This is a genomic window from Paenibacillus sp. J53TS2 (assembly GCF_018403305.1).
Classification (GTDB): Bacteria; Bacillota; Bacilli; order Paenibacillales; family Paenibacillaceae; genus Fontibacillus; species Fontibacillus rhizolycopersici.
Map to the genome: position 1 here is coordinate 39,941 of NZ_BOSK01000010.1, position 20,494 is coordinate 60,434.

The following is a 20,494-nucleotide window of genomic DNA, read 5'->3' on the forward strand; positions in this document are numbered from 1 at the left end:
TAAAAAGCGTCATCCCTTGTATGGGATGACGCTTTCGTATTTCTAGAGCGCTTGGGAAGCTTGTGCCAGCAAAGTGGAAAGCAAGGCGTAGTCCGGTGCGGCCCCTTCCTTGAATTTGATCCACTTGCGCTCCGGCGGTCCCTCGAAGCCTTTTGGAACCTCTAATCCTTCGGCGTTCATGATCATGAACGCAATCGCGTCCTTCGATGGGGAAATCACCGCTGCGTAATGGCCGTTCTTCAGGAAATGGGGCTTCTTGTACTGAATCCGCTCTTCCACCGACGGAATGGTTTGGTGCACCATCTCTCTCAGTCGTTGGGAGAGCTCGATTTGCCATGCCGCCCCTAATTGATCAATAAAGGCGGTAACCTCTTCGTTCATGGTCTTAATCATCTCCTGCCGTAAAATTTTTCCATAACGGGAATATACCACGGCAGGAATATACTTGTAAAGGTACTTAAAATTTTACTTATTCTTCGTTCGTCGCGATCGGATTCTCGGGATAAGAGATCCAATCGCTCCAGCTACCGGCGTACAGCTTGACCTGCGGGTAGCCGAGCCGATGGAGGGCGAGCACGTTCGGGCAAGCGCTCACGCCGGAGCCGCAGTAGACGATAGCCTCGCGGCCTTCGTCCATTGCGGCGATGACGGGCGCCAGTTGCTCGCGCAGCTCGCCGTCGCTCTTCCAGGAGCCGTTGTCGCCTTGCACCTGCTTCCAAAAACGGTTGATCGCCCCCGGGATATGGCCGGCCTTGACGTCAAGCGGCTCCTGCAGTCCGGCGTAGCGATCCGCGGCGCGCGAGTCCACTAGCAGGACGCCGGGATCGCCCAGCGCCCGGCGGACGTCCTCCACTCCGGCCAGCATGTGCGGCCGGAGCGACGGGGTGAAAGCGGCGGGGACGACGGTCCGCCGCTCAGCGGTCACGGGATAGCCGCCGGCTTGCCAGGCGGCGAATCCCTCATCCATGACGTAGACGTCGTCATGGCCCAGCCAGCGCAGTAGCCACCATAGGCGGGAGGCGTTCATGCCTCCCTGGTCGTCGTAGGCGACCACCCTGGTGGCGTTGCCGATGCCGGCGCGAGCGAAGCACGCGGCCAACGTGTCCGGGGCGGGCAACGGGTGACGCCCGCCGTGCTCGGTTACCGGGGCCGACAGATCCTCCTCAAGATCGAGATAAACGGCACCCGGAATGTGCGCGGCGTCGTAGGCCGCGCTTCCGGCTTCCGGCCGGCCGAGCTCGAAGCGGCAATCGACGATCACGAGATTTGGCTCATACATGCGGGCTAACAGCCAGCGTTTGGATACGATCGGTTCCATATGGGGGACACATCCTCTGCACTCATCGTTATCATATGGAACCATTATAAGCCTAAAGCTTAAATCAGGCGATATCCGCTTGGCAACGTACCGCTGGTGCGGATTTGACGAACTTGCGCTGCCGTCAAACGTTGGTTTGTCGCGATGATCGATTCGACGTCGTTGCCGTTGATGAGATCATCTAGATCATTAATGCGCCGGCTGCCGCGGAGGATGCGAAAGCTGCCTCTGAACCGGGTCCGCGTAAACAACACGAGCGTAGCATTGCTGCTGGATGAAACGAACCGTAGGCTCTCGATTCCATCCAGAATTGCGTCGGTGTCGCGGATGCCGAGGTTCCCGGTGTAGACACGGCTTCTTCCCGTCAGATTCTCCTCGGAATATACCGTGAGACGGGGAGAAGTTTGAGAAATGTGAACTAGCTTTTTCATTGAAAGTTCCTCCTCAAACGAATGGGTCTGAACGATCGTTCGAAACACTCTATTCTTTCATTTTCTATCCGGTTTGGATGATATGACCTTGGCGCGCCTAGATTACGAGAAAACAGGCGGAAACCATTAGGGTAAATGATAGGGGATGGGAGAAATAGAGACGCTTTTTTTGATTGAGGAACCTTTCTAACTCCGCTATAATGAAGTGGTTTGCACCAAGAATGTGCCGATAAAATTAACGGAAAGCTGGGACCCTGACCTTTATGCATACCAACACCAAGTCCATGGGCAAATATGAAATTTTGTACATGATCGGCATTATTGCCATCTCGTTTTCATCTATTTTCATCCGCTGGTCCAATGCCGAGGTTTCGGTAATCGCGATGTACCGGATGTATCTGACGAACTTATTGATGCTGCCGCTGCTGTGGAGTTATCGGGGGGAGATTGCGCGCCTGACACGCAAGCAATGGGGGCGCCTTTTGTTTTCCGGGCTCATGCTGGGGCTTCATTTCCTGCTCTGGATGGGGTCGCTTCGCTTGACGACGGTAGCGAGCTCCACCGTTATTCTGACGCTGGAGCCGATCATCGTGATGTTCGGGTCGTTCTTCCTATTCGGGGCCAAAATCAATAAAGCGATGATTCTCGGCGTATCGTTGGCTCTAATCGGTTCGATCGCCATCGGCTCCGGGGATTTTGCCTTGTCCGGCGCTGCCGTTACGGGAGACTTGCTCTCTCTGTTCGGGACGGTGGCGGTCGCGGTTCATATTCTGGTCGGCAAGCAACTGCTGCAAACGATCAGTGCGTTTGTTTATAATTTCCTCGTGTTCGCGGTGGCTGGAACGTCGATGGCCATATATAACGTGGCTGCGGGCATCCGTTTTACCGGATATGAGCCGCGCGAATGGGGGATTTTCCTGCTGCTCGCGATCGTCCCGACGCTGTTTGGGCATTACCTGTTCAACTGGCTGATGAAATACCTCAGCGCTTCAGCCGTATCGATGGCCGTTCTCGGCGAGCCGGTGTTTGCTTCGCTGTTGGCTTGGATGCTGCTTAAGGAGAGCCTGACCCCGCTGCAATTGTCAGCGGGCGCACTCATCTTGTGCGGCGTGTGGATCTTCATTCGTTACGGCAAAGAGGCGTCAGCCGTGACGCAGGAAAACGCGAAGGTACTGGCGACGGGGCAAGAGGAAAAGGCGAGTTAAGGGGAAGTAAGAAGGGCGGGTTTGGTTTTATTTTCTCAGCTCGAAAAATTGGCATTCCCGGCGTGGATGGTAGGAAAGCTCGCTTACTCCAGCCTGGGTGATAATGGTGTCGTCCGTGAAACGGATAATGATACTGCCGTTGTCGATCATATGATCGTCACGGAATACGCGGATGCGAAATTTGCGGTCCAGCGCCTCCTGGAAATCGAAATCGGTAAACAGTTCTCTGAGGGTAGGCATATCACTAAACTCCTTATTGGCTTAAGTTGGGGACAACTTGCGTAAATTTGGCTCTTGTTATTGTACCCGGAACCTTGCCGGTTGAAAAGAGAGCGCTTGGGCCTGAGATCAACCCTCTTGTTCGGCATCTTGCACCATTATCCCGTTTGATCAGATCATGGGGAATCCGGGACGGACATGCTCGGGAGAAGCGAATACGAGTGAAGGTGACCTCCCTTAATCAAAGGGATAATCGTGTAAAGAGCCAATTTGACAAGGGTATCATAAAAAGGTCGATCAGGATTCCGCCCCCTGATCGACCTTTTTTCATATGGTGTCCGGCACGCCCCAGCGCATAATTAAGCCGGCATGGGTCAAGCCGCCGCCAAATCCGTACAGCAGAACACGGTCACCGAATTTCAGCCGGCCCGTGTCGACGCCGGCTTGCAAAGCCAGCGGGATGGACGCGGAGGACGTATTGCCCTTATCCTGCACGCTTTGCAGCGTTTTGGAGAGCGGAAGGTCCGATTTTTCGCAAATGGACTCGATCATACGCAGATTGGCGCTATGCGGCACGAACCAATCGATATCCTCCCGGGTGAGCTCAGCCTGCTCTAGCAGCTGTTCAATTCCGGCGGTGACGGTGCGGACGGCCCATTTAAATACCTCGCGTCCGTTTTGTACAATTTTGCCCTTCCCTTCGAGGGGCTGGCCATCCATCTGATCCGCCAGTCCTGAACGGTAGACGTGGATGCCGCCTGCCCCATTCGTCCCGAGGATAAACGATTCGAACCCGGGCTGCTCGGGATCCGCTTCGACAAGCACCGCCCCGGCCCCATCCCCGAACAGGATGCAGGTACTGCGGTCGGTGTAGTCGGTGATTTTGGACATCGTTTCGCCGGCAACGACCAGGATTTTGCGATGCAGGCCGGAGCTAATCATGCCGTTCGCCAAATGCAAGGCATAAGCGAAGCCGGCACAGGTCGCGTTAAGATCGATAGCCCCGGCCTGTTCCATGCCGAAGTGTTCCTGAACCCGGCAGGATACGGTCGGGAATGAGAAATCCGGCGTTGTCGTCGCTGCGATAATGAAGTCGACATCGTCCAGCGTGGCCCGATACGTATCGCGGAGTCGCTCTGCCGCCCGGATGCATAGATGCGAGGTGAATTCGTCCTCTGCGGCGATATGCCGCTCCTTGATGCCCGTACGCTGAACAATCCACTCGTCGTTCGTATCCACGAGCCGCTCCAAATCCGCATTGGTCAGAATTTGTTCGGGGACATAGGTGCCTAGAGCGGTAATGCGAGCCTTGGAATAGGGTTTCTGTAGGGTCAACCGTATCAGCTCCTTTAATATGTTTGATTTACTTATGATCAGGTTTTAGTACCAGGTGCTAACCCGAGTATATCATTTTTTAAATAATTATCAATGGTTTCAAAAACGATATAGATTCCGTTTATGGACTTTTAGCTGTATACATGGTATTCTTGGTTCAAATTTACGAATGGAGGCTTGCGTGTGCTAATTTAGTCCCGATCGAGACCGCATTGCATGGATTGCAACTGCTCTTTCTGCTCTTTAGTTTGTGCAGGGTCATCGGGATAAGTTTGCCTATTTGCGCAGGTCCGCCAAGAAGAATCGCTCCTTCCGGAACGAGGCTTTTTTTGCCTACGATTGCGAGCGGACAACGGGCAATTCCTATTTCGATTGCGGCTGCACAGACCTTGGTCTGTGTTTTTATTTTGCCCATAAGGAGAATGCCTTTATGAATATGGAAAAGTCGAACGATTATCAAGAGGTGAAAAGGGAGCTTTACGCCTGCGCCGCTCAGCACGGTTTGCATTTGAATACGGAAGCGTTTGAGGTTAATGAATCCGGCTTGGATTTCTTCGTTGCGTTTGTGCGGGATAACAACGGTCAAGCGTGGGTTCTTCGCAAGCCTAGACGTTCAGACGTTTGGGAGCGGGCCCTTAATGAACGGAATGTGTTGAAAGCAGTAGCGCCCCGTATCTCCGTTGCCGTACCCGATTGGCGCATCTGTTCTCCAGATTTGATCGCTTACCCGCTCCTTGCGGGAAACCCGGTTGCCACAGTTGATCCGGCCGGGAGCGGATATGTCTGGAGGTTCCCACAGGAGGCGCTGGGGGATACCTTCTATGATTCCTTGGCCGAAACATTGGCAGCGCTGCATTGCGTCGACCATGACGAGGCGATGCGATCCGGCGTTCGCCGCAAAACCCCCGCGGAGACACGGGAAGCTTTCGCCGCAAATATCGAGGAAGTTCGGCAGAACTTTGACATCCCTGCCAAGCTACTTGACCGATGGATGAGCTGGTTGACCACGGACAGCTATTGGCCGGAATTTTCGGTACTGCATCATGGCGATTTGCATCCTCCCCACATCCTTGTGGATGACAATCAGCGCATGACGGGCCTCATCGATTGGACCGAAGCGGAAATTGCCGATCCGGGCAAGGATTTTGTGATCTTGTATGCTCTCTTTGGCGAAAAAGGCCTGCAGGATATACTGAACCGTTATGAACGGATGGGAGGCAGAACATGGTACCGTATGAAGGAGCATATCGCCGAGCAATGGGCCGCGTATCCGGCGCTAGTCGCCAAATTTGCCCTCACGACGAGGAAAGAGGACGATATGAATATGGCACGAGGGATGATAAATAGCTGGAACATTGATTAAGAGGCAGGAAGGATCTCGTCAGACGGAGTGCCCTCTAGCTTCGCGTAAAGGAAATGGTCAGTGCTATAATAGTTCAGAGGAAAGGAGTGTTCGAAACCATTTATGAAGACGTTGGTATTAGCGGAGAAGCCGTCTGTCGCCAGAGAAATCGCGCGAGTGATGGGCAGCCGAGATAAGCATAAAAGTCATTTTGAAGGGCCAAAGTACGTGGTGACCTGGGCGCTGGGCCATCTGGTCGGTTTGGCCGAACCGGAGGATTATGACGCGAAGTTCGCGACGTGGGCGTTGGAGGATTTACCGATCCTGCCGGATAAAATGAAACTGAAGGTGCTGCGCGAAAGCAGCCATCAGTTCAAGGCGGTGCAGCAGCTCATGCGGCGTCAGGATATCGGCGAACTGATCGTGGCAACCGATGCCGCACGCGAGGGTGAACTGCTCGCCCGCTGGATTATGGATATGGTCAAATGGAACAAACCGTTTCAGCGGCTGTGGATTTCGTCGCAAACGGATAAAGCGATCAAGGAAGGATTCGCGGCATTGAAGCCGGGCAGCCAATATGAACGCTTGTACCACTCGGCGCGTTGCCGGGCGGAGGCCGATTGGATGGTGGGCCTCAATGTCACTCGGGCGCTCACGACCAAATTTGGCGCGCCGCTCTCGGCCGGAAGGGTACAGACGCCGACGCTGGGCATGATCATGCAACGCGAGAACGAAATCCTCCGTTTCCGTTCGGAGGAATTCAACATGCTGCGCGCCGACTTCGGTAAGTTCGAAGCGGTATGGCGCGGCGGGAACGGAGATGCACGTATTTTTGATGCGGAGCGGTTGAACGCTCTGAAGCAGAAGCTCGAAGGGGCTTCCGGCCACATCGTCAAGCTGGTCAAGCACGAAAAAACGGTACCCCATCCGCTCGCTTACGATTTGACCGAGCTGCAGCGGGACGCGAACCGGCTGCTAGGGTTTTCGGCCAAGCAGACTTCGAACGTGCTGCAGCGACTCTACGAGCAACATAAGCTGGTGACTTATCCGCGGACGGATTCGCGTTACCTGACGTCGGACATGACGGAGACCCTCAAGGAACGGCTGACCAGCGTAGCGATCGGCCCTTACGCGCCTCTGGCCCGGCCATTGCTTCGGGCCTCGCTGCAACTGAGTAAACGGGTTGTTGATGATAGTAAGGTGACCGACCACCATGCGATTATCCCGACGGAGCAAACGGTGCTGCTGAACGCGCTGAGCGCGGACGAACGCAAGCTGTACGATTTGATTGTGCGGCGGTTTATCAGTTTGTTTTATCCACCAGCAAGGTTCGATCAGGTCAGCGTGACGGTGGAAATCGCCGGCGAGACGCTGCACGCCAAAGGCACGACCATCAAGGACGCCGGATGGCGCGCCGTTTATGACGGGCAGGCGATGGAGGACGAAGAAGGCGGCGAGGACGATGCCGAGAGCGGTTCGGCATTGCCTGAGCTGAGCCAAGGCGAGGCGGTGAAAGTGCAGCGCTGCCGTGTGACGCCGGGGCGGACCCAACCGCCGAAGCGTTACACGGAAGCCGCCCTGCTGACCCAAATGGAGAAGCATGGGCTGGGCACGCCGGCAACGCGGGCGGACATCATTGAAAAGCTGGTCAGCTCGGATACGATCGAGCGGCAGGGGAACTCCCTGCATCCGACCGGCAAAGGCAAGCAACTGATCGAGCTGGCGCCGGCCGATTTGCGCACGCCGGAACTGACAGCCCGCTGGGAGGCGGAGCTGGAGCGGATCGCGCGCGGCCAAGGCCAGCCAGGGCCGTTTCTTAGCGGCATCCGTGAAATGGCGGTCAGCCTCGTGCAAGGTGTTAAACGCAGTGATGCGACCTATAAACCGCATAATGTCTCAAGTAGCCATTGCCCGGAATGCGGAACGCGGATGCTCGAGAAGAAAACCGGACGCGGGCTGATGCTGCTCTGTCCAAACGAAGATTGCGGGTATCGCCGTTCTGGCGAGAAGCGCCTGTCCAACCGTCGCTGTCCGCAATGCCACAAGAAGATGGAACTCAAGGAAGGCAAGGCGGGGATGTACGTGCAGTGCATCTCCTGCGGCATTACCGAGGTGCTTGAGAAAGACAAGGATAAGCACATGAACAAACGCGAGCAACAGCGGCTCGTCAAGCAATACTCTCAACCGCAGGAGTCTGGCGGGGTGAACCTCGGCGAGTTGCTGAAGGCAGCTCTGGAGAAGAAGGGCGATGATTAACCGGCTTAGCAAGCGGTTCTAGGTCCGCATAAATCGGCAGCCTTTACGGGACGCTAAGTACCGGAGGTGATAAGGGTGCCGCATCACAAAGCGCGGAAGACCGAGAACCAGCAGAACAAGTCGAGGCTGATGGAACCAACCGTGGCGGCCAAGCCGAAGAAGCAGGCCGATTACCCGCCCAGTTTGAACGAGATTCCGAAGAACGAAACCTGATGATATTTACAAGTGCGGCTCCCCAAGCGGGGAGCTTTTTACATAGAAGCGAATTTGGTGAAAAGATGCTGTTGCTCCGCGGTTGAGTTATAATGGAGTTAGGAACGTCGACATTCGAACGTAAAGATCGAAAGGGGGCGGCGAAGACGAAAACGGGTTTGCTGGTATGGTTTCTATTTATCAACGCGGTTGCTTATCTAGTCATGTCCGACGACAAAAGGCGAGCCAGGCAGAGGCGCGAACGGACTCCCGAGAAGACGTTGTTTTTGCTGGCTGCGCTCGGCGGCGCGTTGGGCGTATTGGTGGCCATGAACACAAAGCGCCACAAAACAAAGCATTTCAGCTTCCGGGTGGGCATTCCACTGCTGCTTCTTTTCAACGCCGTGCTTTATGGGTATTTTTTAATATAAACTCTTGGGACAAGTGAGGTGCTTTCCATGCTTTTTAACAAAATTCTTGCTGCGTATGACGGTTCGAAAGCGGCGAACAAAGCGCTGGACAAAGCGATCGAGTTGTGCAAATCGACGCCGGGAGCCAAGCTGGAGGTCCTGCACGTGTACGACTTCCCGCGTTTTTATGTGGCCGAGGGCTTCGCTCCGGTACCCACTTCGATGAACAAGGATTTTTATGAGCTGGCGGAAAGAACGGCAGAGGAAGCAAAAAACCGGCTGGCGGCCGCAGGGCTGGAGCCCAAAGTCGAAATGGATCAAGGGGCGCCGGCGGAGACGATTTTGGAGTACGCTCAGAAATACGGAGCGGATCTCATCGTTATTGGCAGCCGAGGATTGGGTGGTATCCGCGAATTCGTGCTCGGCAGCGTCAGTCACAACGTCGTCCAGCATGCCCATATTCCGGTGCTCGTCGTGAAATAAGAATAGAGCTTGTTTGGTAGAAGCCTGACCGAAGCGATTCGGTCAGGCTTTTTTTGCGTGCGCATGGGTTGTCTTGCGTGATCCGGATTTAGGGCTAACGCTTGCCAGAATGCTTATTTAGGCGTGAATAGCGTCTTATACAAGCGTTAGAGTTTCAATAGCGGTTTTTCGAAATAGCTTCAAGGAAGATTCTTGTGAGGAAAACTGACGCTTGTCCGACCGAATCGGCGAGGAAAGAATTAAATTTTGGGCTATTTTCGAGATCGCGCGTAGGATGATGTAGTTTTTTATAGTCGCCAAAGTAAGGTTATGTTCAAATGTTACGATTACTCACATTGGCATGATGCAAGTACGGTCGAAAGGAACATCCGAACGCTGAAAGGAGGGGTGCCGTTGATTCGCTTTCACCAGGTCGATAAGCACTTTGGCCAATTTCACGTGCTGAAGAGGATTGAGCTGCAGGTCAAAGAAGGGGAAGTCGTGGTGGTCGTCGGTCCGTCCGGTTCGGGAAAAAGCACGATGCTGCGCTGCATCAACCGGCTGGAAACGATCACGAACGGCGAACTGACGGTAGGCGGCCTTCCGGTCCATGACCGTAAGACGGATATCAACAAGTTGCGGCGGGATATCGGAATGGTCTTTCAGCATTTTAATTTGTATCCGCACAAGAAGGTGATCGACAATATCACGTTGGCACCGATGAAGGTGCTGGGCATTTCTAAGGCGGAGGCGGAGCAAACGGCGCTGTTTTATCTGGAGAAGGTGGGCATCGCCGATAAAGCATCGGCGTATCCGTCCCAGCTGTCGGGCGGCCAGCAGCAGCGGGTGGCGATCGCCCGTGGGCTTGCGATGAAGCCGAAGATTATGCTGTTTGACGAACCTACCTCGGCGCTGGATCCGGAGATGGTCGGCGAAGTGCTGGACGTCATGCGGACGCTCGCTAGAGAAGGCATGACGATGGTGGTAGTTACGCACGAAATGGGGTTTGCTCGGGAGGTGGCGGACCGGGTTATTTTTATGGACCAAGGGCAGATCGTTGAGGAGGCCGGGCCGGAGGAATTCTTCGCCAATCCGCGGGAGGAGCGAACGCGTACCTTTCTCAGCCGTCTGCTAAGCCATTAAACCATGATGATCCTAAAAGGGAGGAAGAGAAGATGAAGAAACGTTGGAGGTTGATCAGTATTGCGGCGGTTTGCGCATTGGCGGTGCTGGCGGGCTGTGCGAATAATGGGGCGGGGGGGAATACAGCCGGCGATGGCGGCAATGCTACCCCGACGGCCGGGGAGAGCGGATCCGGGGCTCTGGGCAAAATCAAGGAACGCGGCAAGCTGCTGGTTGGCGTGAAATACGACACGAAGCTGTTCGGTCTAAAGGACCCCGCCAGCGGCAACGTCGAAGGTTTCGACATCGATATCTCCAAGGCGATCGCGAAGCATATTTTCGGGGATGAAAACGCCTTGGAGTTAAAGGAGGTTACCTCCAAAACGCGAATTCCGATGCTGAATAACGGCGAAATCGATATGATCGTGGCTACGATGACGATTACGGAGGAGCGCAAGAAGGAAGTCGACTTCTCCGACGTTTATTTCCAGGCGGGGCAATCGCTGCTGGTGAAGAAAGGCAGCCCGATCACGGGCATTGAGAACCTGACCTCCGATTCGACGGTATTGGGCAGTAAAGGCTCGACTTCGGTGAAAAATATCCGCGATAAAGTAAATGGCATCAAGGTGCTGGAGTTCGATAACTATCAGGATGCGTTTAACGCCCTGAAGGCGGGGCAAGGCGATGCGCTGACGACGGACGATGCGATCCTATACGGCATGTCCGCTCAGGATCCGAATTACGAGGTGGTTGGCAAGCCGTTTACCGACGAACCTTACGGCATCGCGGTGCAAAAAGGCAACTCAGATATCGTACAGGCGATTAACGATACGCTGAAGGAGCTCCACGATAGTGGGGAGTACGATAAGATCTACGAGAAATGGATCGGCAAGAAGCCGAGCGAATAATCGTTATGGACTTTACGATATTGACCGATTACTTCGATGTTTATCTGGAAGGGTTCCGAGGGACGATTCTATCCAGCTTGCTGGCGTTGGTCGGCAGCTTTCTGCTGGGGGCGTTGATCGCCGTATTCCGCATCGCCCCAGTCCGCGCCCTGCGCTGGTTCGGAACGGGGTACGTTGAATTTATCCGCAATATTCCGCTGCTGCTTGTCGTATATATTTTTTATTACGGGCCGTCGGCACTGGGCTTGCCGCTTGATGGTTTTACGGCCGGGACGATAGGGCTGGCCGTGTACACATCATCGTTCATCGCCGAGGCGATACGCGCCGGAATCTTGGCGATCCCGAAGGGGCAAACGGAAGCCGCCCGTTCTTCCGGGTTAAGCTACGCGCAAACGATGATGCATATCATCCTGCCGCAGGCGATCAAGCTGGTTATTCCGCCGCTCGGAAACCAGTTCATCAATTTGATCAAGAACTCGTCCGTATTGACGATTGTCGCCGGGCTGGACCTGATGTATTTCGCCGACATCGTGAATACGGAGACGTATCGGACGTTTGATACTTATATTTTTGTGGCGTTGTTTTATTTGGCGCTGACCTTGCCTTTGAGTTACGGGGTTAGGGTGTGGGAGCGGAGACTCGAGAGAAGGTATTGAGGGTGGGGTAAAACGGAAAACGGGTGGATCTAAATTAAGCCCGCTGCGGTACGGTTTGGGCTTACGATCGCTGTTATCCTCGGATTTCTTGAATTTGTAGAACCTTAATCTGTAGAAATCCGAGGATAAAGGCGACCACTCCGTTTCTTCAGCTCCAAACCTTCCCTCCGGGGCTCTGCGATCCACCGGCTCTATCTCTCCCCTCCGCTGTGCTGGGGGAGTAGTAGCAGCGTGCGTGCGGTATAACCCGCATGCACGGCTGCGCAAAAGCAAAAGCAAAAGCATTGCTAGGAAGGAGGGATCCGATGGACTTTGCGGGAGCGTACAGTGCGGAGAATTTGAGCTTTCTGGCGGATGGGTTAGTTGTGACTTTGATTGTCGCCGGGGCGTCGATCGTGCTTAGCTTCCTGATCGGCTGCTTCGTTGGCGTCATTCGCTATACCCAGCTGCCCGTGTTGTCGCCGATCCTGCTGGTGGGCGTCGAGCTGATCCGCAATTTGCCGCTGCTCTTGATCATTTTCTTCATGCGCTTCGCCTTGCCGGAGATTGGCATCAAGCTGGGCCTGGTGGCCGCGACGGTTACAGGGTTAACCATCTTCGAGGCGGCGATGATCGCTGAAATCGTGCGCGGCGGACTCGCCTCCATCGACAAGGGGCAAATTGAAGCGGCTCGATCGTCGGGCCTCGGCTCCTTGCAGACGCTATGGCATATCGTGCTGCCACAAGGATTGCGGCGGATGGTGCCGCCGCTGGTCAGCCAGTTCATCTCGCTGCTCAAGGACACTTCGCTGGCGGTCGTGATCTCCTTGCCGGAGCTGATGCATCATGCCGGCATCGTCATCGGTCACGGCTACACCTACACGATACCTATCCTGTTGCTCGTGGTGTTGATCTATTTCTCCGTCAACTTTGTGCTTTCGGTGATCTCCAGGCGCTTGGAAGCCCGGCACGTGTAGGCATCAGCTGACACGGCTCTTACATATAATGGGATGTATGATATAGGCATCTTTCCCTGGATATGGTACGATAAGGGGCAAAATAACCCACGGGAGCCGGGTGAGCGGAGATGGGAAACTTTCCTCTGAAGTCCTATTTTAGATCCGCCTACGTACAGATCGGAGTCGTGGCCATCGGAACGGCATTGGCCGGGGAGCTGAAGATCAACCCGTTTGATGGTGATATTTTTCGGATCGGATTGGGGAGCAGTGCGTTCTTGCTATTCTTGCTGCTGCTGAGGCGATTGCCGTATCTCATCACCGGCGTCATCTCAGGCTTGGTGGTGCTGCTGTTTCGCACCGGGTTAGATCAGGCGTTTGGCCACGGCTTAACCTTGGCCGACAGCGTGACGAGGCATTGCTCGGCGGCGGTGTATTACATCGTGTTTGCGTTAGGGATGAGCGTGATCAAACGGCGGTTGGACCGCTTCTATCCCTTGGCTCTGGGAGCGGTGACGGCAGTAATCGATCTGCTGTCCAACGAGGCGGAGCTGCTGACTCGGCTGTTGGTGACCGGCACCGCCACGTTTAAGCTCAACGAATGGACATTTTTGATGGCGATTGCGATGCTGCGCACGTATTTCGTGACCGGCATTTACAGCAGCATTTCCGTCAGCCGGATGCGGATCGTGCAAAAGGAGCAGAACCGCCGAATTGAGCAGATGCTTAGCTTTAGTTCCGGATTGTACGGGGAAGTCTTTTACCTGAAGAAATCAATCGGTACGCTGGAGAACCTGACCCTGCAAACCTATGAGCTGTACCGTCGGTTGTCTGACGAAGGGCAAGAGAAGCACAAACACTACGTTTTGGGGATTACGCAGCAAATCCATGAGGTAAAGAAGGATTCGCAGCGGATTTTAGGCGGGCTGATCAAGCTCACGGAACGCGAAGTTCCGGGGGATATGCCTTTGTCGGGTTTAGTCCAATATACCGTCCATAGCAGCCAGAAGTACGCCGAAATGTTGGGAAAAAGAATTGTCTTTACGCAGAAGATCACCTTGGACTACGCCACCGCCAACTACATTCCCTTACTTACGCTGCTGGGCAACCTGACGGCGAATGCGGTAGAAGCGATCCAGGGCCAGGGGCAGGTTCATCTCGAGGTCCGCGAGCAAGCGGGATGGACCTTATTGACGGTGAACGACAGCGGGGGCGGCTTTCCTCAGGACGAGCGGGAGCTCGTGTTCGAACCGGGTTTTACGACCAAGTTCGATGAGGAAGGCGTTGCTGCGACAGGGATCGGTCTATCTCATGTGAGAGACATCGTGGCCCGGTTTGAAGGGGAGATCTCGCTTGATACCGCGCCGGGACTTGGTGGGGCGAGGGCCCAAATTCGGATACCGACGCGGATGTTGCGGAAGCCGACAAGTCCGACGTAAACGCGACTTACCAAACGTTGAGGAGGGTGTACCGATGCCGCTCTCTTTTTGTATCGTGGACGATGATGCCAGTGCCCGGAAAATGCTGCAGTACATTATCGAGGACAGCGGCCTAGGCGAGGTAACGGGGACGGCCGGCGGCGGGGCGGAGGGCGTGCGGCAAATTTTAAGCGAGTCGCCGGACATCGTGCTGATGGATCTGTTGATGCCGGATCAGGACGGAATCGAGGCAATCGACTCCCTGCGTGCCCAAGGCTGCCGCTCTCGGTTCGTGATGATCTCCCAAATCGAAAATCAGGATATGGTCGGACGGGCGTACCGGAGCGGGATTGAGTTCTTCATCCGCAAGCCGATCAATCGGATCGAAGTGGAGACGGTACTGCAGAAGGTCAATGAACGGTATGCGATGAGTCACTATCTGGATGAAATTAAAACCAGCCTAAAGAAGCTGGAGGGCTTGCGCAGCACGCCGTTGGCTGGTCCAGGCAAGCGAACGGCTCGTGAAGCGATTCAACCGATCCTGATGAATCTCGGTCTGATTGGCGAGAGCGGCAGCCGGGATATCATCGCGATGATGGAGCTGTTGCTTGGACAGGGTGACGAAGTTGGCGGCAACCTGCCACCCTTGAAGGAGCTGTATCGTCGAACCGCAGCCTTATACAAGGAGGAGCCGGAGGACATCGCCAAGGAGGTCAAGGCGATCGAGCAACGGCTGCGGCGCGCGTTGACCGCGGGGCTGACGAACCTGGCATCGCTGGGCCTGACCGATTACGGCAATCCTCGGTTTGAGTATTACGCCCCTCTTTATTTTGACTTTGAGGATGTGCGGCTGAAGATGAAGGAGATCGAGGAAGGTCGGGAACCCGGCAATGGAAAGGGGAAAGTGAACATCAAGAAGTTCCTGCAGGTGCTGTACATCGAATTGCAGGAACAGTTGGGCGGATAAATGAAAAAGGTGAATCTTTCATCTAACCTAGCCGGTTTTTAGGGGCTAGGTTTTTTGGTTCTTGTTCAAAAACGAACATTCGGATTTTACAATCATTTAATGTTCGGATTTGAGTTGACATGTCGTGTCCGCCATTGGTAAACTAGGAGAGAAAAGGCGGCTCGCCGCCGAACATCATAATCTCGTATAATGCCGGGGATAGGGCCCGGAAGTTTCTACCCGAGAACCGTAAATTTTCGGACTACGAGCGAATACGTGATGAAGGTAGGGCTACTCCGCACGGAAGGCCTTCTTTATTATGAGCCTGGGCTTGCAAGCGCCGGGCTTTGCGTTGCCGTCGGCGCGGCCCTTAGCTGCCCGTATGCAGGTTTCGTATTCCTCAGGGTCCGCGAATTTCGGGAAATCTTCGTTATTTTCCAGGAAGTTCGGGGCCCTTTTCCGTATTCGGCCATCTATAGATCGTAGGCAGAGTTTTTGACTTCTACTAAAGAAAGTGGGTTGAAGCATGACAGCACAAGTCGCCGTCATCATGGGCAGCAAGTCGGACTGGGAAACGATGTCCCATGCCTGTTCCGTTTTGGAAGAACTGCAGATTCCTTATGAAAAAAATGTCGTATCCGCGCACCGCACCCCGGATTTGATGTTCGAATTCGCGGAGCAGGCTGCGGGTCGCGGGCTGAAGGTCATCATCGCGGGAGCAGGCGGCGCGGCTCATCTGCCAGGCATGGTGGCGGCCAAGACGACGCTGCCGGTCATCGGCGTGCCGGTGAAATCGGCCGCGCTGAACGGCCTCGACTCGCTGTTGTCGATCGTGCAAATGCCGGGCGGTATTCCGGTAGCGACGGTGGCGATCGGCAAAGCCGGGGCGATCAACGCCGGATTGCTCGCGGCGCAAATGCTGGGCGCGTTCGACCCCGAGGTGATGCGCCGGGTGCAGGAGCGTCGCGACCGGATTCAAGCCGAGGTGCTGGAAAGCGGCTCGGAGTTAGGAGCGGCTGAATGAGCGGCAGACCGTCGGGCAAAATGAGCGGTGTTCAAGGTGCTCCGGTCATCGAGCCGGGCGCAACGATCGGGGTGCTTGGCGGCGGGCAACTTGGGCGGATGATGGCGCTGGTGGGGAGCAACCTCGGGTACCGGTTCGTGGCGATGGACCCGACGCCGGATGCGCCTTGCGGACAAGTTGCGGGGCAGATCGTGGCCCGCTACGACGACCAGGCGGCCGCGCGTGAATTGGCGGCGCGGGCCGATGTGATCACGTACGAGTTCGAAAATGTAGACGCGGGCGTCGCCGCGCTGTTGGAGCAAGCATCGTACGTGCCTCAAGGCAGCCGACTGCTGTACACCACGCAGCATCGGCTGCGCGAGAAGCGAGCCATCGAAGCGGCGGGCGTCAAGGTAGCGCCGTACGCGGAGATCGGCAGCGAGGAGGAACTGCGTGCGGCCGTGGCCCGGCTGGGCCTCCCGGCCGTGTTGAAGACGGCCACCGGCGGCTATGACGGCAAAGGCCAATGGGTGATCCGCAGCGAAGACGAGATTACAGCGGCTTACGCCGAGTTGAGTCGGGCCGGAACGGCGCTTGTGTTGGAGCAATTCGTCCCGTTCGTCAAGGAGCTGTCCGTCATCGCGGCGCGCAGTCCGCGCGGGGAGATTCAAACGTTCCCGGTAGCGGAAAATATCCATGTCGATAATATTTTGCATGTGTCGATCGTGCCGGCCCGCGTGGAGGAGCAGGTGCAGCGAGAGGCCGAACGATTGGCGGCCCGGATCGCCGAAGGTTTGGAAGCGGTTGGCCTGCTGGCGGTGGAGATGTTCCTGACCGCGGAGGGCGAGCTGTTCGTCAATGAACTGGCGCCGAGACCACATAATTCCGGCCATTACACAATGGAGGCCTGCACGACTTCGCAATTTGAGCAGCATGTGCGGGCGATCTGCAATTTGCCGCTGGGTCCCGTGGAACTGCTGACGCCCGTCGTGATGGTGAACGTGTTGGGCGAGCATTTGGAGGACGTCCGCAAGGCGGTTGTGACCGGCACTTGGTATGGCGATGGCGAGGACGAGGGGTCAACTGGATTCCCGGCGATCCCCAAAGTACACTTATATGGAAAGCACGGAGCCGCTCCGAAACGGAAAATGGGGCATATCAACCTGATCTGCCGCGACGTAGAGGACGGGCTTCGTTGGATAGAGCAAACCAACATTTGGAGGAATGAACGTAAATGATCGAACGCTACAGCAGACCGGAAATGAGAGCGATCTGGACGGAGGAGAACAAATTCAAGGCCTGGTTGGAAGTGGAGCTCTGCGCCTGTGAAGCTTGGGCTGAGCTCGGCGTGATTCCGAAGGAAGACGCAGCGACGCTGCGCGAGAAGGCCTCGTTCGATATCGATCGGATCTATGAAATCGAGCAGGAAACTCGCCATGACGTCATCGCGTTTACCCGTGCCGTATCGGAAAGCCTGGGCTCCGAGCGCAAATGGGTGCACTACGGCCTGACTTCCACGGACGTGGTGGACACGGCGCTGGGGTATTTACTGAAGCAGGCAAATGAAATTTTGGAACGGGATATCGTGAATTTCATCGAGATTTTGAAGGATAAGGCCTTGGCCTATAAAGATACCCCGATGATGGGCCGCACGCACGGCGTGCATGCTGAACCGACGACCTTCGGCCTGAAGATGGCGCTCTGGCACGAGGAAATGAAGCGGAATCTGGAGCGTTTCCGCCGGGCAGCAGACAATGTCCAGTTCGGTAAAATCTCCGGCGCAGTCGGCACTTACGCGAACATCGATCCATTTGTGGAAGAATTCGTTTGCCGTAAACTGGGCACGAGCCCCGCGCCGATTTCGACGCAAACGCTGCAGCGCGATCGTCATGCCGAGTACATGTCGACATTGGCTTTGGTCGCAACGTCGCTCGACAAGTTCGCTACCGAAATTCGCGCCCTGCAAAAGAGCGAGTTCCGCGAGGTAGAGGAAGCCTTCGCCAAAGGACAAAAAGGTTCGTCGGCGATGCCGCACAAGCGCAACCCGATCGGCTGCGAGAACATCTCCGGCTTATCCCGCGTGATCCGCGGGCATATGATTTCGGCTTACGAAAATGTTACGCTGTGGCATGAACGCGACATCTCCCACTCCTCGGTGGAACGGGTGATTCTGCCAGACGCCACGATGCTGCTCAACTATATGCTGAACCGTTTCGGCAATATCGTGAAGAACCTGACGGTATTCCCGGAAAATATGAAGCGCAACATGGGCCGCACGTACGGCGTACCGTTCTCCGGTCGCGTGTTGACAAAACTCATCGACAAAGGTTTCAGTCGCGAGCAAGCGTACGATACGGTGCAGCCGCGGGCAATGCAAGCGTGGGAAACGCAACGCCAGTTCCGCGACATTATCGAGGAGACGCCGGAAATTACCGCGGTCTTGAGCAAGGAAGAGATCGACGATGCGTTTGATCCGTCTTGGCATTTGAAGCATGTGGATACGATTTTCCGGAAGCTGGGCTTGATTTAATCGAATAGAGTTTGGGATAGGGGAGGAGAACTTTCATGGCGGTACCGGCAATTTCCACGGCGGCGGATTTGGTGAATGCCCCGTTGCTGTACAAAGGTAAGGTCCGGGAGTTGTACGATCTTGGCGAGTTTTTCTTGATCGTGGTCACCGACCGCATCTCCGCGTTTGACTACATTCTGGCACCGGCGGTGCCGGACAAGGGGAACGTGCTGAACCGGCTGAGCGCGTTTTGGTTCGACAAGACGCGGCATGTGCTGGATAACCACGTGATTCATACGGACGTTGACCGGCTCGGGGACGTGATTCCGGCGGAGCATCGCGAGGTACTGCGGAACCGGATCATGGTGACCCGCAAGGCGGAGCGTATCGACATCGAATGCGTGGTACGCGGTTACGTGACCGGCGGAGGCTGGCGGCAGTATGAGCAGACCGGTGCGATTAACGGCATTCAGTTGCCGGAAGGGCTGCGCAAGAACGCAAAGCTGGCGGCGCCGATCTTCACCCCGGCGGCCAAGAACGACATCGGCCACGACGAGGACATCTCGTTTGCCGAGATGGCGGACAAAGTCGGCCGCGATCTGGCCGAGCAACTGCGGGACCGTAGCCTGGAGATGTACGCCTTCGCCCGTGACTACTGCGAGGAACGCGGGATTCTCCTCGCCGACTGCAAGCTGGAATTCGGACTGGTGGACGGCAAACTGATTTTGATCGACGAGATGTTTACGCCGGACGCTTCGCGGTTTTGGGCCAAAGAGAACTACGCGCTGGACATCGAGATCGACAGCATGGATAAAGAGCCGGTGCGGGCTTATCTGGCCGGTTCGGACTGGGATAAGAACAGCGAGCCGGACCCGCTCCCGGCGCATGTCGTCGAAGAAACGACGCGGCGCTACCGCGAGATCTACCAACGACTGACCGGAGCGGAGTTGGCGTAGGCGCAGGTTGCCGTCTCGCGCTAACGGACCCAACGGCCTTTATTAGGCTAGGTACCCGGGTTTGGCTCACATAACGGACCGAGGAGACCCTATTTGGGCCTGACAGTCTGATATGGAGTTGATCTAGGCAAAATAACGTCTGTGGAGTCCGTTAGCCCGGGAAATACCCGGGAAATGAGCAAATAACGTCGCTACGGTCCGTTAGGAGTTCGAGGGCTGGGAAAGAGGCCGTTTGCCAACGCGCCCAGTGCCCCAAGGTCTCCTTTAGCAGCCTTTTGAGGATTATCCCTTTTGTTCAGGAGGGGTAGGAGACAGGGAGCAAGAAGACAGGCGATCAAGCAAGCAAGAAAGAGAGCAAGCAAGAAAACCGGCGAGTTGAAAGCTAAGTAAGCAAGCAGGTAAGCAAGTAAGTAAGTAAGTAAGTAAGTAAGTAAGTAAGTAAGTAAGTAAGTAAGTAAGTAAGTAAGTAAGTAAGTAAGTAAGTAAGTAAGTAAGTAAGTAAGTAAGTAAGTAAGTAAGTAAGTAAGTAAGTATCCTTGCAGATCCATACGCAATGATGAGAACCATCCAGAACCAAGCGGCCGTGCCGCACAAGTCCAAACTTAGGAGGAACACGAGGAACATGATGAAAGCGAGCGTTTATGTCACGATCAAGCAAAGCGTACTTGACCCACAGGGGGTAGCCGTTCAGGGAGCGCTCCATTCCATGGGGTTCAGAGAGGTGGACAGTGTCCGCATCGGTAAATATATGGAGCTGACGCTCGACACGAACGATCGCTTCGAGGCGGAAGCCCGAGTCAAAGCGATGTGCGAGAAGCTGTTGGCCAATACGGTGGTAGAAGATTACCGCTTCGAATTGGAGGCCTAAACC

Annotated in this window: 22 protein-coding genes and 1 riboswitch; of the genes, 17 read left to right on the top strand and 5 right to left on the bottom strand. The window is 55.4% G+C overall.

The window, feature by feature from the left end; genetic code table 11:
- Positions 1 to 42: 42 nt before the first annotated feature.
- The 3 genes from KJS42_RS19080 to KJS42_RS19090 form a co-directional block, all read right to left on the bottom strand.
- Complete coding sequence (locus tag KJS42_RS19080; RefSeq protein ID WP_213623812.1) at positions 43 to 381, bottom strand: DUF1801 domain-containing protein; 339 nt, start codon at positions 379 to 381, stop codon at positions 43 to 45.
- An 88-nt stretch (positions 382 to 469) separates the two neighbouring features.
- Positions 470 to 1,318, bottom strand: coding sequence for a sulfurtransferase (locus tag KJS42_RS19085; protein WP_213623813.1), 849 nt, complete (start codon positions 1,316 to 1,318; stop codon positions 470 to 472).
- 59 nt (positions 1,319 to 1,377) lie between these two features.
- Positions 1,378 to 1,749 carry a hypothetical protein gene (locus KJS42_RS19090; protein ID WP_155606705.1) on the bottom strand — a complete coding sequence of 124 codons (372 nt, stop codon included), beginning with the start codon at positions 1,747 to 1,749 and terminating at the stop codon, positions 1,378 to 1,380.
- A 263-nt stretch (positions 1,750 to 2,012) separates the two neighbouring features.
- Between KJS42_RS19090 and KJS42_RS19095 the strand changes: the two genes are divergently transcribed.
- Positions 2,013 to 2,954, top strand: a complete 942-nt coding sequence (locus tag KJS42_RS19095) for a DMT family transporter (protein ID WP_213623814.1) — start codon at positions 2,013 to 2,015, stop codon at positions 2,952 to 2,954.
- 27 nt (positions 2,955 to 2,981) lie between these two features.
- On the opposite strand, the gene KJS42_RS19100 is transcribed toward KJS42_RS19095, so the two are convergent.
- Together KJS42_RS19100 and KJS42_RS19105 are read right to left on the bottom strand one after the other, a co-directional pair.
- Positions 2,982 to 3,194: a hypothetical protein gene (locus tag KJS42_RS19100; RefSeq protein ID WP_155606703.1), complete on the bottom strand. Its 213-nt coding sequence runs from the start codon at positions 3,192 to 3,194 to the stop codon at positions 2,982 to 2,984.
- A 306-nt stretch (positions 3,195 to 3,500) separates the two neighbouring features.
- Complete coding sequence (locus KJS42_RS19105; protein ID WP_213623815.1) at positions 3,501 to 4,508, bottom strand: ketoacyl-ACP synthase III; 1,008 nt, start codon at positions 4,506 to 4,508, stop codon at positions 3,501 to 3,503.
- A gap of 430 nt (positions 4,509 to 4,938) precedes the next feature.
- On the opposite strand from KJS42_RS19105, the gene KJS42_RS19110 reads away from it, so the two are divergent.
- The 16 genes from KJS42_RS19110 (at position 4,939) to purS (ending at position 20,491) form a co-directional block, all read left to right on the top strand.
- Entirely contained in the window at positions 4,939 to 5,871 is a 933-nt protein-coding gene (locus tag KJS42_RS19110; RefSeq protein WP_213623816.1) for a macrolide 2'-phosphotransferase, read from the top strand.
- Between the two features lie 102 nt (positions 5,872 to 5,973).
- Positions 5,974 to 8,106: a DNA topoisomerase III gene (locus KJS42_RS19115; protein ID WP_155606700.1), complete on the top strand. Its 2,133-nt coding sequence runs from the start codon at positions 5,974 to 5,976 to the stop codon at positions 8,104 to 8,106.
- Positions 8,107 to 8,181: 75 nt separating this feature from the next.
- On the top strand, positions 8,182 to 8,319 hold the full coding sequence (locus KJS42_RS19120; protein ID WP_155606699.1) for a hypothetical protein: 138 nt from the start codon (positions 8,182 to 8,184) through the stop codon (positions 8,317 to 8,319).
- 92 nt (positions 8,320 to 8,411) lie between these two features.
- On the top strand, positions 8,412 to 8,729 hold the full coding sequence (locus KJS42_RS19125; protein ID WP_155606698.1) for a DUF1294 domain-containing protein: 318 nt from the start codon (positions 8,412 to 8,414) through the stop codon (positions 8,727 to 8,729).
- A 27-nt stretch (positions 8,730 to 8,756) separates the two neighbouring features.
- Positions 8,757 to 9,191, top strand: a complete 435-nt coding sequence (locus tag KJS42_RS19130; RefSeq protein WP_213623817.1) for a universal stress protein — start codon at positions 8,757 to 8,759, stop codon at positions 9,189 to 9,191.
- Between the two features lie 393 nt (positions 9,192 to 9,584).
- Positions 9,585 to 10,313 carry an amino acid ABC transporter ATP-binding protein gene (locus KJS42_RS19135; RefSeq protein WP_193415752.1) on the top strand — a complete coding sequence of 243 codons (729 nt, stop codon included), beginning with the start codon at positions 9,585 to 9,587 and terminating at the stop codon, positions 10,311 to 10,313.
- Between the two features lie 32 nt (positions 10,314 to 10,345).
- Positions 10,346 to 11,200: a glutamate ABC transporter substrate-binding protein gene (locus KJS42_RS19140; protein WP_213623818.1), complete on the top strand. Its 855-nt coding sequence runs from the start codon at positions 10,346 to 10,348 to the stop codon at positions 11,198 to 11,200.
- Positions 11,173 to 11,856 carry an amino acid ABC transporter permease gene (locus KJS42_RS19145; protein ID WP_155606694.1) on the top strand — a complete coding sequence of 228 codons (684 nt, stop codon included), beginning with the start codon at positions 11,173 to 11,175 and terminating at the stop codon, positions 11,854 to 11,856. Before KJS42_RS19140 ends, KJS42_RS19145 begins: the two co-directional genes overlap by 28 nt.
- 305 nt (positions 11,857 to 12,161) lie before the next feature.
- Positions 12,162 to 12,812, top strand: coding sequence for an amino acid ABC transporter permease (locus KJS42_RS19150; RefSeq protein WP_213623819.1), 651 nt, complete (start codon positions 12,162 to 12,164; stop codon positions 12,810 to 12,812).
- 110 nt (positions 12,813 to 12,922) lie between these two features.
- Entirely contained in the window at positions 12,923 to 14,230 is a 1,308-nt protein-coding gene (locus tag KJS42_RS19155) for a sensor histidine kinase (protein ID WP_213623820.1), read from the top strand.
- 34 nt (positions 14,231 to 14,264) lie between these two features.
- Positions 14,265 to 15,176, top strand: coding sequence for a response regulator (locus KJS42_RS19160; RefSeq protein ID WP_213623821.1), 912 nt, complete (start codon positions 14,265 to 14,267; stop codon positions 15,174 to 15,176).
- A 162-nt stretch (positions 15,177 to 15,338) separates the two neighbouring features.
- Positions 15,339 to 15,440: riboswitch (purine riboswitch) on the top strand.
- A 241-nt stretch (positions 15,441 to 15,681) separates the two neighbouring features.
- Positions 15,682 to 16,179, top strand: coding sequence for a 5-(carboxyamino)imidazole ribonucleotide mutase (gene purE / locus KJS42_RS19165; RefSeq protein ID WP_155606690.1), 498 nt, complete (start codon positions 15,682 to 15,684; stop codon positions 16,177 to 16,179).
- Entirely contained in the window at positions 16,176 to 17,396 is a 1,221-nt protein-coding gene (purK, locus tag KJS42_RS19170; protein WP_244868549.1) for a 5-(carboxyamino)imidazole ribonucleotide synthase, read from the top strand. Before purE ends, purK begins: the two co-directional genes overlap by 4 nt.
- Positions 17,393 to 18,688, top strand: coding sequence for an adenylosuccinate lyase (gene purB / locus KJS42_RS19175; protein WP_155606689.1), 1,296 nt, complete (start codon positions 17,393 to 17,395; stop codon positions 18,686 to 18,688). The genes purK and purB overlap by 4 nt, the downstream gene beginning before the upstream one ends.
- Positions 18,689 to 18,723: 35 nt before the next feature.
- Complete coding sequence (locus KJS42_RS19180; RefSeq protein ID WP_213623822.1) at positions 18,724 to 19,623, top strand: phosphoribosylaminoimidazolesuccinocarboxamide synthase; 900 nt, start codon at positions 18,724 to 18,726, stop codon at positions 19,621 to 19,623.
- A 622-nt stretch (positions 19,624 to 20,245) separates the two neighbouring features.
- Positions 20,246 to 20,491 carry a phosphoribosylformylglycinamidine synthase subunit PurS gene (purS, locus tag KJS42_RS19185; protein ID WP_155606687.1) on the top strand — a complete coding sequence of 82 codons (246 nt, stop codon included), beginning with the start codon at positions 20,246 to 20,248 and terminating at the stop codon, positions 20,489 to 20,491.
- Positions 20,492 to 20,494 lie beyond the last annotated feature (3 nt).

Excerpts from the sequence above, each read along its gene's own strand:
- KJS42_RS19140 (WP_213623818.1), top strand. The coding sequence starts at position 10,346 with ATGAAGAAACGTTGGAGGTTGATCAGTATTGCGGCGGTTTGCGCATTG.
- KJS42_RS19095 (WP_213623814.1), top strand. The coding sequence starts at position 2,013 with ATGCATACCAACACCAAGTCCATGGGCAAATATGAAATTTTGTACATG.
- KJS42_RS19130 (WP_213623817.1), top strand. The coding sequence starts at position 8,757 with ATGCTTTTTAACAAAATTCTTGCTGCGTATGACGGTTCGAAAGCGGCG.
- purE (WP_155606690.1), top strand. The coding sequence starts at position 15,682 with ATGACAGCACAAGTCGCCGTCATCATGGGCAGCAAGTCGGACTGGGAA.
- KJS42_RS19160 (WP_213623821.1), top strand. The coding sequence starts at position 14,265 with ATGCCGCTCTCTTTTTGTATCGTGGACGATGATGCCAGTGCCCGGAAA.
- purK (WP_244868549.1), top strand. The coding sequence starts at position 16,176 with ATGAGCGGCAGACCGTCGGGCAAAATGAGCGGTGTTCAAGGTGCTCCG.
- purB (WP_155606689.1), top strand. The coding sequence starts at position 17,393 with ATGATCGAACGCTACAGCAGACCGGAAATGAGAGCGATCTGGACGGAG.
- KJS42_RS19180 (WP_213623822.1), top strand. The coding sequence starts at position 18,724 with ATGGCGGTACCGGCAATTTCCACGGCGGCGGATTTGGTGAATGCCCCG.
- KJS42_RS19100 (WP_155606703.1), bottom strand. The coding sequence starts at position 3,194 with ATGCCTACCCTCAGAGAACTGTTTACCGATTTCGATTTCCAGGAGGCG.
- KJS42_RS19155 (WP_213623820.1), top strand. The coding sequence starts at position 12,923 with ATGGGAAACTTTCCTCTGAAGTCCTATTTTAGATCCGCCTACGTACAG.
- KJS42_RS19080 (WP_213623812.1), bottom strand. The coding sequence starts at position 381 with ATGAACGAAGAGGTTACCGCCTTTATTGATCAATTAGGGGCGGCATGG.
- purS (WP_155606687.1), top strand. The coding sequence starts at position 20,246 with ATGATGAAAGCGAGCGTTTATGTCACGATCAAGCAAAGCGTACTTGAC.
- KJS42_RS19125 (WP_155606698.1), top strand. The coding sequence starts at position 8,412 with ATGGAGTTAGGAACGTCGACATTCGAACGTAAAGATCGAAAGGGGGCG.
- KJS42_RS19150 (WP_213623819.1), top strand. The coding sequence starts at position 12,162 with ATGGACTTTGCGGGAGCGTACAGTGCGGAGAATTTGAGCTTTCTGGCG.
- KJS42_RS19085 (WP_213623813.1), bottom strand. The coding sequence starts at position 1,318 with ATGGAACCGATCGTATCCAAACGCTGGCTGTTAGCCCGCATGTATGAG.
- KJS42_RS19090 (WP_155606705.1), bottom strand. The coding sequence starts at position 1,749 with ATGAAAAAGCTAGTTCACATTTCTCAAACTTCTCCCCGTCTCACGGTA.
- KJS42_RS19110 (WP_213623816.1), top strand. The coding sequence starts at position 4,939 with ATGAATATGGAAAAGTCGAACGATTATCAAGAGGTGAAAAGGGAGCTT.
- KJS42_RS19145 (WP_155606694.1), top strand. The coding sequence starts at position 11,173 with ATGGATCGGCAAGAAGCCGAGCGAATAATCGTTATGGACTTTACGATA.
- KJS42_RS19115 (WP_155606700.1), top strand. The coding sequence starts at position 5,974 with ATGAAGACGTTGGTATTAGCGGAGAAGCCGTCTGTCGCCAGAGAAATC.